This window comes from Xenorhabdus sp. KK7.4 (genome assembly GCF_963876465.1).
Classification (GTDB): domain Bacteria; phylum Pseudomonadota; class Gammaproteobacteria; order Enterobacterales; family Enterobacteriaceae; genus Xenorhabdus; species Xenorhabdus stockiae.
This window is the reverse complement of the sequence record NZ_CAWNQF010000078.1, coordinates 22163-37083: the sequence shown is the minus strand read 5'-3', so window position 1 is coordinate 37083 and position 14921 is coordinate 22163. Positions and strand designations below refer to the sequence as shown.

The 14921-nt window shown below is 45.9% G+C and carries 6 protein-coding genes and 1 pseudogene; all 7 read left to right on the top strand.

What is annotated here, in order from left to right; all coding sequences use genetic code 11:
• The first annotated feature begins 315 nt into the window (after positions 1 to 315).
• Positions 316 to 12060 (top strand): non-ribosomal peptide synthetase, encoded by an 11745-nt coding sequence (locus AACS90_RS12960; RefSeq protein ID WP_099120489.1) that lies wholly within the window; start codon positions 316 to 318, stop codon positions 12058 to 12060.
• A 186-nt stretch (positions 12061 to 12246) separates the two neighbouring features.
• On the top strand, positions 12247 to 12717 hold the full coding sequence (locus AACS90_RS12955; RefSeq protein ID WP_099120617.1) for a hypothetical protein: 471 nt from the start codon (positions 12247 to 12249) through the stop codon (positions 12715 to 12717).
• A 14-nt stretch (positions 12718 to 12731) separates the two neighbouring features.
• Complete coding sequence (locus AACS90_RS12950) at positions 12732 to 13274, top strand: DUF5384 family protein (protein WP_099120488.1); 543 nt, start codon at positions 12732 to 12734, stop codon at positions 13272 to 13274.
• 88 nt (positions 13275 to 13362) lie between these two features.
• Positions 13363 to 13485 (top strand): annotated as a pseudogene (locus AACS90_RS23330) (IS256 family transposase); the annotation flags it as partial.
• The gene (locus AACS90_RS12945; RefSeq protein ID WP_339373622.1) at positions 13459 to 13905 is read left to right on the top strand and encodes a deoxynucleoside kinase; all 447 of its coding nucleotides are present in this window, start codon (positions 13459 to 13461) and stop codon (positions 13903 to 13905) included. The pseudogene AACS90_RS23330 and the gene AACS90_RS12945, both read left to right, overlap by 27 nt.
• A gap of 1 nt (position 13906) precedes the next feature.
• Positions 13907 to 14332 carry a nucleoside triphosphatase NudI gene (gene nudI / locus AACS90_RS12940; RefSeq protein ID WP_099120486.1) on the top strand — a complete coding sequence of 142 codons (426 nt, stop codon included), beginning with the start codon at positions 13907 to 13909 and terminating at the stop codon, positions 14330 to 14332.
• Between the two features lie 209 nt (positions 14333 to 14541).
• A complete protein-coding gene (locus tag AACS90_RS12935) occupies positions 14542 to 14895 on the top strand; it encodes a metalloregulator ArsR/SmtB family transcription factor (protein ID WP_099120485.1) in 354 nt (117 codons plus the stop codon).
• The last annotated feature ends 26 nt before the right edge of the window (positions 14896 to 14921 follow it).

Genomic DNA, 14921 nt, shown 5'->3' with positions numbered 1-14921 from the left:
TGGGCTTGCTTTGGTCTCAACCCTCATCTGCTATTCTCTGAACCGAAAATAACCTCCGGGGCTCGCTTTGCCCGAGCCTCACTCCTCACAGTACCTACACTTAAAATTAACTTTTCTTCAACAAAAAATATCGACATCTGATATTAATTTCAGTTAATTTAATTTCCTGAAGTTATAGTTCGTTAAGTATTTTACATGGATATCGTCATCCAGCCTTATTACGTTTCTTTGCATCAAGGTTAGCCTAAGGCGATATACATTTATTTTTCAAATGGATAAGAATTAAAGCCAGACTCTTACCAAGGAGAAATGAGAATGTCACATGAGAACTCTTCACAAATTTCCTCAGCAGTTCGTGATAGCCATCAACCTATTTCGAATACCTATCCTCTTAGCTCTCCGCAGCAGGCCATCTGGTTTGATCAGGCGCTTCGGCCTGACTCTTATGACTACAATATCAACATATTTATCTGTGTCGAAGGAGAGTTGAATGAAGAAGTATTTGTCCGCGCCTTTGAACAGGTTGTTTATAGTAATGATTCTCTGAATCTGCAATTTATCAGTACACACGGCTTACCCGCGCAAAAAGTTGTCAGGCCACAATCTGTGACCATGGATATCCTCGATTTGTCATCATATCCCGATGTAGAACTCAAAGTAAAAGAACATATGGATGCTCAGTTGATGCGTCCGTTTCAACTGGATGATGTGCTGTGGCGAGCCAGTTTACTGAAAATAAGTAATACCTGCCGATATTGGCAATTCTGCGGCCATCATTTGATTATTGATGGTGCAGGTATGTTTATACTCTCTGAAAAACTTCTCGATACCTATAACCGATTGATGCAAGGAAAAATACCGGATAAGGTTACTTTCTCTTATCTGGATTTCGTTGGAGATGAACTCAATTACTTTGCTTCAGAACACTATTCTTATGACAGGCAATTCTGGTTACAGCGGTATGAAAGATTGCCTCCTCCATTACTCAAACCCGTCCAATCCCATAATCCGGCCGGTGATAAACCATCCACACCTGTTGTCGCACAATCTGTTATCTGGTCACTGGATCAGGATCTTTTTAAGCGTATAGAAGAGGCTATTGGCGGGCGGAAACTGCCACTCCTGCATTTCATGTATGCCGTTCTGGCCTGCTATTTTGCGCGGACAACCGATATCAATGAAATTGTTATCGGTATTCCCCTACATAATCGTAAAAATCCACAACAAAAGCAGACAGTAGGGATGATTGTGGCTGTATTTCCGATTGGTATCACCATTGAGCCGGAAGATACGTTTCATGATGTCATGGATAAAGTCGCCGCTGAAATGCGGTGTTGTTATAAACATCAACGCTTCCCGATGGTAGAACTTAACCGGCAACGCCATTCCCGGCAAAAAGCAGAGAACACGAAGTTATTTCATATTGCCTTATCTCTGGAGTCGATTGAAGCTAATTTTCTGATAGAAGGAGAGGACAACAGAGTCAAACTTTTTGACATGCAATCCGGTATACCTTATCCGCTGACTGTCAAAATAAAGCAACATACAGATATTTCCCGCTCTAATAATATACCTCCTCCTATTTCCATTGAACTCCATGCTTCTCCTGATTATCTGAGCCATCAGGAATTAATAACACTCCGCTCCCGCCTTGCCGTTCTGCTTAATGCCGCTCTCACTACGCTGGAAACACCTTCCCTAAAAAATACGAAAATAGTTAGCCTGCCTATTCTGCCCGATATCGAGCGTCAGCAGGTATTAGTGGATTTCAACGCCACTCAGGCGAAATTTCAGCAGGATGCCCTGATTCATCAGTTGTTCGAAGCACAAGTACAACGCACTCCGAATGCGATTGCCCTGGTTTTTGAAAACCAGTCATTAACCTATGCCGAGCTGAACAAACAAGCCAATCGTCTGGCACACCACCTGATTGCGCTTGGTATCCGGCCTGATGATCGAGTCGCTATTTGTATTGAACGCAGTCTGGAAATGATGGTCGGGTTATGGGGGATCCTCAAGGCTGGTGGTGCCTTTGTGCCCCTCGATCCGGCTTATCCGAGCAACAGGCTGATATATATGTTCAATGATGCAGAGCCTGTCGCACTGGTGACTCAATCAGCAATAACAGAAAAATGGAATAAGAACCTACCAACTATACTGCTTGATAACCCGCCATATTCAGTTTTAGATGAAAGCTCGGCAGAAAACCCGAATATTCAGGCACAGGGACTCACTTCCCGTCATCTGGCTTATGTTATTTATACCTCCGGTTCAACAGGTCAGCCGAAAGGTGTCATGGTTGAGCATCGCAGCCTGTGTAATCTGATTACGACTCAGCAGAATAAACTTAACATCACGCCAGAAAGCAGGGTTTTACAATTTTCCTCAAATAGTTTCGATTCCTGTATTTGGGAATTCTGCATGGCATTACTAGCCGGAGCGCAACTTTACCTCGCCAGACGGGAAGACCTTCTGCCCGGAAAAATCCTGTCTCATTATTTAGAAACTCATGCCATTACTCTTGCACTATTATGCCCCAGTGTAGTGGCAACAGTGGATTCTCTTCCTGCAACGCTGCAAACTCTGCTCGTGGGAGGGGAAGCGTGTCCGCCTACGTTGGTTAAGCGCTGGGCGAAAGGACGACGGATGATCAATGCCTATGGCCCGACAGAAACGACCATTTGTGCCACCTTTGGCCAATGTGACAGTCAGGAAAGCAAAGCACCTCCAATCGGCTATCCCATCGCCAATACCCAAATTTATATTCTTGATAAATACCACCAGCCCGTTCCTCCAAATATTACAGGAGAGATTTATATCGCTGGTGCCTGTGTTGCCCGTGGCTATCTGAACCGTCCCGAACTGACTGCCGAGCGTTTCCTCACCGATCCGTTTTCTGCTGATAACGGGGCTCGTATGTATAAAACCGGCGATCTGGGACGGTGGCTGCCTGACGGTAGAATTGAGTACCTCGGCCGCAATGATTTTCAAATTAAATTGCGTGGCCTGCGTATTGAGCTGGGTGAAATCGAGGCGAGGCTACATCAGTGTGATGGCGTACACGAAGCCGTGGTACTGCCTTATGACAACCCTTCTTATGAAGAGATTGCCGATCAAGACACACCGGATGAATATAGTTCAGTATCAAAACATCTGATCGCCTACCTGCTGCCTGAAGCCAATGCCAGACTGGAACCCATGGCGCTCCGGCAACAACTCTCGCAGCACCTTGCCGAATATATGATACCCAGTGCCTTTGTAACACTTGATGCTTTTCCTCTGACAACCAGTGGAAAACTGGATAGACAAGCTCTGCCCAAACCCGATCACACTTCAATCGTCACACGCAGTTATCAGGCTCCGGTAGGAGAGCTTGAAATAGTGCTGAGCCAACTCTGGCAAAAATTGCTCGGCGTGAAATATATCAGCCGTTACGATCACTTTTTCGAACTGGGCGGACACTCACTATTAGCGGTGAGTCTGATAGAGCAGTTGGGGAATATGGGCTGGGTTATCGGCATCCAGACTGTATTCGCTAAACCAGTACTGAATGAGATGGCTGAAGCGATACTCTCAGTTCAGCAGTATGCCACTCAGGGAAATATAAAGCAGGAAAACATACCTGCATTCACTGTACCCGCTAATCTCATTCCTGACGGCTGTACTGCCCTTACTCCCGACATGCTGACTCTGGTTTCCCTGTCTCAGCATGAGATTGATACCATTACTGCTGCCATTCCCGGAGGCGCTGCCAATATACAGGATATTTATCCGCTCACTCCGCTACAGGAAGGGATTTTGTTCCATTATCTGTTGCAGCAACAGGGCGATACTTACCTGCTACGCAATTTGCTCGCCTTTGGCAGCCGTGAACGACTGGACAGTTTTTTGTCAGCCTTACAACAGGTTATTAACCGTCACGATATTCTGCATACTTCTATCTTCTGGCAGGGATTGGAAAAACCCGTTCAGGTTGTCTGGCGTCAGGCTCTTCTGAGTATTAAGACATTTTCGCCAGAGTGTCATTTAACAAATAGTGAAGCGGATATTCCTGAACAATTACGGGCACACACTGATCCTCATCAGTATCGCCTTAATATCAGTCAGGCTCCGCTATTCTCTGCTGACATTGTTTATGATCCACTACGGGATGAATGGTTACTGGCATTGTGTATCCATCATTTAGCCTGTGACCATGTAACACTGGAAAGTATCATTAGTGAAATCAGCGCATTATTAGGCAGTCATACTCAAAAACTGTCCCCGGTGTTACCTTACCGCAACTTTGTTGCCCAAGCGCTGAATGTTCCGGCTTCAGCTCATGAAGACTATTTTCGTGAAGTCCTCTCTGATGTGGAGGAACCAACGGTATCTTTCGGGATACTGGATGTTCATAGCGGAAATAAAGAAATCGCAGAGGCCAGACAACCTATTGATGCCAAACTAGCCAAAGCTATCCGTACACAGGCAAAACGTCAGGGAATAAGCCCCAGTATCCTGTTTCATACCGCGCTGGCTATGGTTCTGGCAAAAGTCAGCGGGCGCGATGATGTGGTATTCGGTACAGTTTTATTAGGGCGAATGCAGGGCAGTACCGGTATCAATCAGGCGATGGGCTTGCTTATCAATACCCTGCCTATCCGGGTTAAACTGGCGAATAACAGCGTACAGGCGACGATTCAGGAAACCAGCCTCAGTCTGATAAGATTGCTGGAACACGAACAGGCCACTCTGACACAGGCTCAGAACTGTAGCGGCGTGGCGCCCTCTGTACCGCTCTTCAACACCCTGCTTAACTATCGTCATAGTCAGTCGAACCTTACTTTTAATAAATGGGAAGGGATTCGTTTGCTGATGCAGGAAGAGAGAATTAACTATCCGTTTGGTCTGTTTGTGGATGACTGGGGCGATGGATTCAGTCTAGTTGCTCAGAGCGTATCAGATATAGAACCCGTTCGTCTGATCAACTATATGACCACCGCCCTGACGGGATTGGTTAATGCGCTGGAAACCGCACCCCACCAGCCAATTCTGAATATTTCGATTTTACCGGCCAGAGAGCGTCAACAACTGGTGGTGGATTTCAACACAACACAATCCTATCAGGAAACACAACCTTATCCTCATTTGGTATTTCCCCTCCATACAGCTACCGTTTCCCAGCAAAAATTTATTCATCAGTCAATTGAAAAACAGGCTCAGCACATGCCTGATGCGATTGCGGTGATCTTTGAAGAACAGTCGTTAAGTTATGCCGAACTAAACCGTCAGGCCAATCGGGTAGCTCATTATCTGCTGACCCTCGGTGTACGTCCTGACCATCGGGTAGCCATCTGTACTGAGCGCAGTCTGGAAATGATCGTAGGATTGCTCGCAATTCTGAAAGCCGGAGGGGCTTATGTTCCGCTCGACCCCCACCAGCCAGCTGAACGTCTGGCTTACATGCTTGAAGATTCGGCACCTGTTGCCCTGCTCACTCAAACACCCTTTGTTAATCTCACTCATCAGCTGACCGATAGCATACCTATTGTCAATCTGAGCAATTGTGAATGCTTGCTAACAAGCATGCCAGACAGTAATCCAGACCCTGACACTCTGGGGTTAACCTCACGCCATCTGGCTTATGTGATCTATACCTCTGGTTCAACCGGAGTGCCAAAAGGGGTGATGAATGAACATTGTGCTGTTATCAATAGCTTATTCTGGGCACAAAAAACGTATCAGTTAACGCCGCAAGATCGGATTTTGCAGAAAACACCATTCAGTTTCGATGTTTCGGTCTGGGAGTTATTTCCCCCTCTGATGTTTGGTGCCCGGCTGATTCTTGCTCGTCCGGAAGGCCATAAAGACCCACATTATTTATTGTCAGAGACAGAAAAACACAAAATTACTTTCATCCATTTTGTGCCCTCAATGCTACAGCTCTTTCTCAGTGCGATCCCCGCCGGTCGTTGTCTTTCTTTGCGTCATATTTTATGCAGTGGGGAAGCATTTCCTTACGCCTTGCAGCAGAAATGTCTGTCCTATTTTGCCCACTGCCAGTTACATAATTTATATGGCCCGACAGAAGCGGCAATTCATGTCACGGCCTGGCAATGTTTGGCGGATCAGTATGTTGGTCGCATTCCTATCGGAAAACCCATCGATAATATCCGCATTTATCTGCTCGATAATCAGAAAAACCCGGTTCCTGTTGGTGTTTCAGGTGAGCTTTATATTGGTGGGGTCGCTGTTGCCCGTGGTTATCTGAACCGCCCTGAGTTAACGGATAAGCATTTTATTTCTGACCCATTTTCTTCAGATCCTGATGCCCGTCTGTATAAAAGCGGCGATCTGGCTCGATGGTTACCTGATGGTAATATCGAATATCTCGGTCGTAACGATTTTCAGGTCAAAATACGCGGTTTCCGTATTGAGCTGGGTGAAATCGAAGCGAAACTAGTGCAATGTCATGGTGTACGTGAAGCGGCTGTCATTGCCCGGGAAGACGATTCTCATGAAAAAGCCGCTAATTGTGAAAAAGCAGTGGGTGATAAACAGTTAATTGCTTATCTGCTTGCAGATCCTGATACAAATCTTGATCCCGCAAAACTAAGAGAACAACTCGCACAACACCTTGCTGAATATATGCTGCCCAGTGCCTTTGTGATCCTTGATACCTTTCCGTTAACCTCGAGTGGTAAGCTCAACCGCAAGGCACTGCCAATGCCGGATCAGGCTGCACGGGTAACTCGTCATTATCAGGCGCCTATCGGAGCAACCGAAACAGAACTGGCCGAAATTTGGCAGGAACTGCTAAAACTGGAGCAAATTGGGCGTTATGACAATTTCTTTGAGTTAGGCGGTCACTCCCTGCTCGCCATCCAGTTTACCACCCGCATACGCCAGAAACTGGCGCGGGAACTGCCCTTACAGGAGATTTTTTCTCATCCTGTTCTGGCTGATTTAGCTGTGCTGATCGCCAACACTTCTGTGACAACTCAAAGCACCATTACCCCCGCTGAACGCGATCCGCTCCTACCGCTCTCTTTCTCGCAACAGCGTCTGTGGTTTCTTACCCGTCTTAATAGCGAAATCAGTCTGGCCTATCAGATTCCGACTGTCCTGCGTTTGGATGGGCATCTCGATCATGCTGCGTTTGCAACAGCACTTGACCATCTCGTCAGCCGACATGAAAGTTTACGTACCCGTTTTGTACTGGTGGATGAACAGCCTTATCAGCATATCGATAACGCGAATACCGGGTTTTCTCTGACTCATCACGATTTACGCAGTTTAGATGAAACAGCCCGCCTGAGCCGCATCAACGAACTGGTTAAAATCGAAAGACAGACACCGTTTGATTTCGCCAGTGAATCAATGATTCGGGGCCAGTTACTGCAACTGTCTGATAAAGAACACGTACTGATTCTGATCCAGCATCACATCATTACTGATGGCTGGTCACTGGGCATATTGCTCCGCGAACTTAGTGCACTCTACTCCACTGCTCTGGGAGAAAATGAGACTTCCTTACCCCCGCTTTCTATCCAGTACGCTGACTATGCGGTCTGGCAACAAAAATGGCTACAAAGCAAGGATTTCGCTGTACAAAAAGATTTCTGGCAAAACCAGCTTCAGGGAGCACCGGCACTACTGTCTCTCCCTACTGATTACCCACGCCCGCCAGAGCAACATTACACAGGAGATCATATTCCTGTTCACCTGAGTGCTGATTTGCTTTCTGCACTCAAAGCGCTCGGACAACGCCAAAACACAACGCTGTTTATGACATTACTCACTGCCTGGGGAATTGTACTTACCCGGTTAAGTGGGCAGAACGATATCGTTATCGGCACACCCGTTGCCAATCGTTCACACAGTGAACTCGAAGGATTAATTGGCTTTTTCGTCAATACCCTGCCTTTACGTATCGAAACTGAACAGTGCCACTCCGTAGCCGATTTATTCACCCATGTCCGTGAGCGATCACTGGCAGCTTACGCTCATCAGGAGCTGCCTTTTGAACAGTTAGTGGAAATTCTGCATCCTGAACGCAGCCTGAGCCATAACCCGATCTTTCAGGTTATGCTGGCACTGAACAATACAACCGACCCCTCCATCAAGTTACCGGGATTATCCGTTTCATTAATGGAACAGCCGCACAGCACCGCCTATTTTGACCTGACACTGGCACTGACTGAAACTCAGGATGGACTCAGCGGTTATCTGGAATACGCATCAAGTCTGTTTGACAGAGCAACGGTTCAACGCATCGTGGGCTATCTCACCAATGTTCTGACAGCCATGTCATTAGACGAAACGCAGGCTATTAGCTTCCTACCGATGTTATCTGTTGCCGAGCGTCAGCAGTTATTGACTGATTTCAACGATATTCCACCGGTTCAGAGTAATAAACCTGCCCAAAACCTTGTTACCGATTTTTCACAGAATATGTTGATTCATCAGCTGTTCGAAGAACAAGTACAACGCACACCCGATGCAACGGCAGTGATCTTTGAAGAACAGTCATTGAGTTATGGCGAACTTAACCGCCTCGCCAATCAACTGGCCCACAGCCTGATTGCCTTTGGCGTTCGTCCTGATGATCGGGTGGCAATTCATGTTGAGCGGGGGCTGGATATGATTGTTGGCCTGCTTGGGATTTTAAAAGCAGGTGCCGGTTACGTTCCGCTTGATCCGGAATATCCCGTAGAACGGCTGACATACCAACTCACTGACAGTAAGCCTGTCATATTACTGACCCAGAAACATCTACAAACACGCTTACCGATACAAAATATCCCCATCTGGTTACTGGATGATGAAACTCATCGGGATGGTATGCAAAAACAATCTGCCGATAATCCTGACCGCCAGCAAACAGGAATTCAGCCACATCATCTGGCTTATATCATTTACACCTCTGGTTCAACCGGAAAGCCGAAAGGCGTTATGCTCGAACACCGTAATGTGGTCAGCCTTATTGGCGCTCACTGTCAAATTAGTGAACCCGCGCCGGGAGATCGTGTACTTCAGTTTGTTACCTTCGCATTTGATATTTCAGTATCAGATATTTTTCCTACGCTGGCCTCCGGCGCTACGCTGGTACTTCGACCTTCTTATCTCAAAGTACCGGACAACACTTTTGTCGATTTCATACGTGAACAGAAAGTCACGATCATTAATGTACCGACTGCTTTCTGGCATCATTGGGGACAGGAGATAAAAGCCGGACGCAGCGGTTTCAGTTCCTGCATTCATACTCTGATTGTTGGAGGGGATAAAGTAGAACCCCGCTGTTTAATAGACTGGTTTTCATGTCCGGAAACAGCAAACTGCCGCTGGTTCAACGCTTATGGCCCGACAGAAATCACCATTACTGCGACTGCGATAATGGTCAACAGGGAAATGATGATGGGCAGCAACAATCACATTTCCACCATCATTCACAGTATCCCGATTGGGCACCCGCTCTCCAATACCCGCATCTATATTCTGGATTCATTTGGTCAACCGGTTCCTGTCGGTGTAAGTGGCGAAATCTACATTGGGGGCATGGGTGTTGCGCGGGGTTATTTAAATCAACCGGAGCTGACTGCCGAAAAATTTGTTGTTGATCCTTTTAGCAAGCAACCCGATGCTCGTATGTATAAGACCGGTGATCTGGCTCGCTGGCGCGCTGACGGTAATATTGAATACCTCGGCCGCAATGACTTTCAGGTTAAAATCCGCGGCTTCCGTATTGAGTTAGGCGAGATTGAAACCAGACTACTCCAGTGTCAGGGTGTATGTGAAGCTATCGTACTGGCCCGCGAAGAGAGTTCTTATTCAAAAACAGGGAATGATAAACGCCTTGTTGCCTATCTTATCGCTGAACCCGGTGCAAAACCGGAGCCCGCAGAGCTACGCCGACAACTTGCACAATATCTCGCTGACTATATGCTGCCCAGCGCATTTGTAATACTGGATGCGTTCCCACTGGCTCCTAATGGCAAACTCGACCGTCAGGCACTGCCTGCACCGGATCTGGATGCTGTCGTTACCCGGACTTATATAGAACCGCAGGGTGAAGCAGAAATGGTACTGGCTGAGATCTGGCAGGCATTATTGAGGTTGGAAAAAATCGGACGTTATGACCATTTCTTTGAACTGGGCGGTCATTCACTGATGATTATCAACTTAGTCGAACGACTACGCAGCCGTGGCTGGAGTCTTAATATCCGTGAGGTGTTCGTCACGCCGATTCTGGCTGAAATGGCAAAAACGATGCAAGTCACGGAGGATAACCCAGAGACATTCGCCATCCCTCCTAACCTGATCCCTGATAACTGTACCGCGATTACGCCTGACATGTTGCCGCTGGTTTCTCTGGCACAAGATGAAATTGATCTGATTGCAGCGGGCATTCCCGGTGGAGCCGCCAATATTCAGGATATCTACCCTCTTGCGCCATTACAGGAAGGTATGTTGTTCCATCATTTGATGCAAACACAGGGGGATGTTTATCTACTACATACCCTGTTCGCATTCGATAGCCGTAAACGCCTTGATGATTTTCTGAATGCTTTGCAACAACTCATTAATCGCCATGATATCCTGCGCACAGCCATCTGCTGGGAAGGGATAGCTCAGCCGGTACAGGTTGTCTGGCGTCAGGCATCCCTGCATATCAAGACCTTTATACCGGATACAGATAGTAGCGAAGACATTCCGGCTCAGTTGCTAGCGTACACCGAGCCTTGTCAGCACCGCCTTGATATCAGCCGTGCACCGTTATTCTCCGCCGATATTGCCTATGATCCGCATCAGGGTGAGTGGCTGCTGGCTTTCTGCTGTCACCACATACTTAATGACCATATGTCGCTGGATCATATCATCGCTGAAATTAAGGAGCTGCTGCGCCAACGCATTGAACCACTGCCTCCAGCACTGCCTTATCGTCACTTTATCGCCCAGTCCCTGCACATGCCGATAGCAGATCATGAAACCTTCTTCCGTGAAATGCTTGCCGATGTGGATACGCCTACCGCTCCTTTCGGGATACTGGATATCTACAGTGAAAACAGGCAGATAACTGAGGTCATTAAACCACTGAGTGCATCCCTGTCCAGAGCCGTCCGTAAGCAAGCAAGCCGTCAGGGAGTCAGCCCCGGCGTATTATTTCACGTAGCACTGGCACAGATACTGGCAAAAATAAGCGGACGGGATGATGTGGTCTTCGGTACTGTTTTACTGGGACGAATGCAGGGAAATGCCGGTATTGAACAAACACTGGGACTGTTTATTAACACCCTGCCTGTGCGTATCCGGCTGGCAAAAAACAGTGTGCAGGAAACCGTGAAAGCCACCTATCGCAGCCTGACACAGTTACTTGAACACGAACAAGCGTCACTGGCACAAACACAGCGCTGTAGCAACATTGCACCGCCTCTGCCACTTTTTAACACGCTGCTGAACTATCGTCATAGCCAGTCAAATGTCACCAACACGCTATGGGAAGGCATACATCTGGTAACCGGCAAGGAAAGGACGAATTACCCTCTTTATCTTGCCGTGGATGATTTAAGTAAAGGCTTCCTGCTGAGTGCTCAGTCAGTTGCGGGAATTGATCCTGCTTATCTGATTACCTGCATGACCGCAACGTTGTCTGATCTGGTACAAACACTGGAAAATGAGTCCCAAAAACCGATTATGGATATTTCTACTCTGCCTACCACTGAACACCGGAAATTACTGGAGGACTTTACCGCCGCTCAGACTAACCTGCCACCAGCTATGCAAATTTCAACTCAACCTGCTGCTGTAGCCTATCAGGCACCGCTTGGTAATGTAGAAATTGCACTGGCAGAGATATGGCAGGAATTATTGGAACAGAAACAAGTAGGTCGCCATGATAATTTCTTTGCACTGGGAGGCCATTCATTAACAGCAGTGCAATTATTATCCCGTATGCGGAAACAGAATATGGAAATCCCACTTGCACTGCTATTTTCTCATCCGACAATATGTGAATTGGCTGAAGTTATAGATCAACATTATTCTATTGGAATTAAAAATAGTTCAAGTGGTAATAATTAGCAAAATATCATTGAATTAAGTGAAAAATAAATTAGCTCTACAAATTGTGGAGCTAATTTAATATAAAAATATATTTTATTGTTTATTATCACAAAAAAGTGCATAATCCTGCGCTTTTGGCGGTTTTAGTAGGTAATAAAAGTGAAAATCAAATTATTATGCATCTCAGCAATCACAGCTTCTTCAATGATTATCAGTGGATGTCAGTCCAATGCTGATTCATATGCAGCAGATGTTTATGACACAACCCAGTTAAATGGAAAGCAAGAAACAAAAACAATCAATATTATTTCAGTTCTTCCTGCCAAAATCGCTGTAGAAAATAAAGCAAACAAAGAAGCTGCTCAAACTTTTGGCGCTATTCTTGGTGCTGTCGCAGGTAGTGTTGTTGGGTATAACGCAGGTTCTGGTTCTGGCGCGGGTACTGCCGCAGGGGCTGTAGGTGGTGGTGCTCTTGGGGCGGCAGCAGGTTCTGTGGTGAAAGATAAAGTCATCGTTGAAGGCGTATCCCTTACCTACAAAGAAAAAACTAAAATCTACACTTCTACTCAGGTTGGTCGCACCTGCCAGTTCACTCCGGGATTGGCTCTTGTGATTACAACCAAAACAAATGAAACACGTATCCAACCAAATGCTGCTTGCCCGGATAAAAAATAATAATAAGGTGAATCATGGTTAAAAAAATTATTATTTCATCCCTGTTGATCTCCTTATCCACCCCTGTTTTTGCTTCATCTCTTCAGGACCAGCTTTCCGCGATTGCTCAAGCTGAAAATGAAGGTAAGGCCGAAGAACAAAAGCAACAAACTGAAAGACAAATACAGCGAGAAAAAGCAGCTAAAGTAGAAAGAGAGAGAAAACAGAGGGAAGCCGCTGCCAGAGCAGAAAAAATCAGAAAGCAGGAAGCTACTCGTGAAGCAGAAAAACAAAGAGTACTCGCAGAAGTTAAAGCAGACAAAAAGCGGGATCAAGATTATGAGGATGAACTGCGTAAACTCGAAATTGAGATGAAAAAACTCGAAATTGAAAAACGTTCAGCCAGAGTAAAGCGTGAAAACGAATTTATTGATCAAGAACTGAAAACACAAGCTGCGCAGACGGATGTTATTCAGTCAGAAGCTGATGTTAACCGTAATCTATCATCTGGAGCTAAATCTCTGCTGGAAAGTGAAGGTAAAGCCCGGGAAAAACAATCCAGTGGCTGGTTTAAGTAAAAATTAACCGGAAATCAACTCTGTTTCTAAATTTATGTAATTGCCTGTTTTTGATATGATTAATTTATCAACCAAAACAGGTGAGAAAATAGATGAGATACAGTTACAAGCCCCGTCTACTGAGCTGACTAAAAATCTCAAAACTCCAGATGATTTAAGTCAGCTCTCCCATTTCCTCAAAAATCTGACCATTGAAACGCTAATAAGATCTTGGACTGCTAAGGGATTTAATCTGGTGATGGAACGTTCTCACCTTGAAGATTATATATTTATTAATTTCATGCTGAAGACGGGGTATATCAATGAATCGCATCACAGAGCATATATGCAATTATGGGAAGAAATAAATCATATTATTCCTGTACCAGACCTTATCGTTTTCCTTAATTATTCCGCAGAACATTCTCTTCAACATTTACATGCTGATGAAACTCACGGCATCCGCCCCAAGGAGTTTCCTGATGAAGTGACAAAAATTAAATGGATAAAAGGCTGGCATGATGAGTATCAATACTTTTTGAATAACCTTCCCGAAAATCTCCGGAACAGAGTGATGATTTGTCAAGGCCCGGATAATATTAACGAATTTTCTGATATAGTTATCAATAAAATAAATATGCTGCGGAGGTGATATGCGTCAAAGAACAATTGTCTGTCCTATCATTCAGAATAATGGAGAATACCTGCTTTGTAAGATGGCATCTGATCGTGGTGTTTTCCCGGGTCAGTGGGCATTGTCCGGAGGAGGAATGGAACCCAACGAAACAATGGAAGCAGCACTAAGACGAGAAATCAGGGAAGAGCTGGGTGAAGCTCTGGAAATAACGGAAGTGAAACCTTGGGCTTTTCGTGATGATATCCGGATTAAAACGTATCCGGATGGCACCACAGAAGAAATTTACATGATTTACCTCATCTTTGACTGTATCAGTACCAACCGAGACATTACATTCAACGAAGAATTTCAGGAAATTGCGTGGGTGTCACCAGAAGCTATGAAAACTATGGATCTGAATGAAGCCACACGGGTTACCTTTACCCAGAAAGGAATAATCTGATAAATTCCACCGGCTCATTCCTGCCATCCATGATAAAGGCAGGGACGGGCCAAACAGCTCTAACGCTGAAATCTACAGGCCTGAGAGGCATACTGTGTATCATCGCCAGACCGGAATATGGGGCCAGAGTCGTGGTTCACGTGCTTTCGGCATTTGCTGCCCTGCATCCGCCACTACGCACCCCGCGCGTTTCTTCATTAGGAGTATTTATGACTCAGCTTACCCCGCTTCATTTTTTCAAATATCTTTCGGATGAGACGCGCCTTCGTATCATGTTGTTGCTACGTGAGACCGGCGAGCTGTGTGTTTGCGATATCTCAACGGCACTTCAGGAACCGCAGTCTAAAACTTCGCGCCATCTGGCCATGCTTCGCGAAGCTGGGCTGCTTCTAGATCGACGTGAAGGCAAGTGGATTTACTATCGTTTGTCTCCACATATCCCTGTCTGGGCAGCTAATGTCCTTGAACAAGCTTTTCAATGTCAGCAGGCTGAGATAGCTCAGTTGAGTACGCGACTTCAGAAGATCAACTCGACAACAAGCGGTAAATCCGTCTGTCAGTAACAAAAAATTTATTCAAACAAATTCGA

Excerpts from the sequence above, each read along its gene's own strand:
- AACS90_RS12960 (WP_099120489.1), top strand. The coding sequence starts at position 316 with ATGTCACATGAGAACTCTTCACAAATTTCCTCAGCAGTTCGTGATAGC.
- AACS90_RS12955 (WP_099120617.1), top strand. The coding sequence starts at position 12,247 with ATGATTATCAGTGGATGTCAGTCCAATGCTGATTCATATGCAGCAGAT.
- AACS90_RS12950 (WP_099120488.1), top strand. The coding sequence starts at position 12,732 with ATGGTTAAAAAAATTATTATTTCATCCCTGTTGATCTCCTTATCCACC.
- nudI (WP_099120486.1), top strand. The coding sequence starts at position 13,907 with ATGCGTCAAAGAACAATTGTCTGTCCTATCATTCAGAATAATGGAGAA.
- AACS90_RS12935 (WP_099120485.1), top strand. The coding sequence starts at position 14,542 with ATGACTCAGCTTACCCCGCTTCATTTTTTCAAATATCTTTCGGATGAG.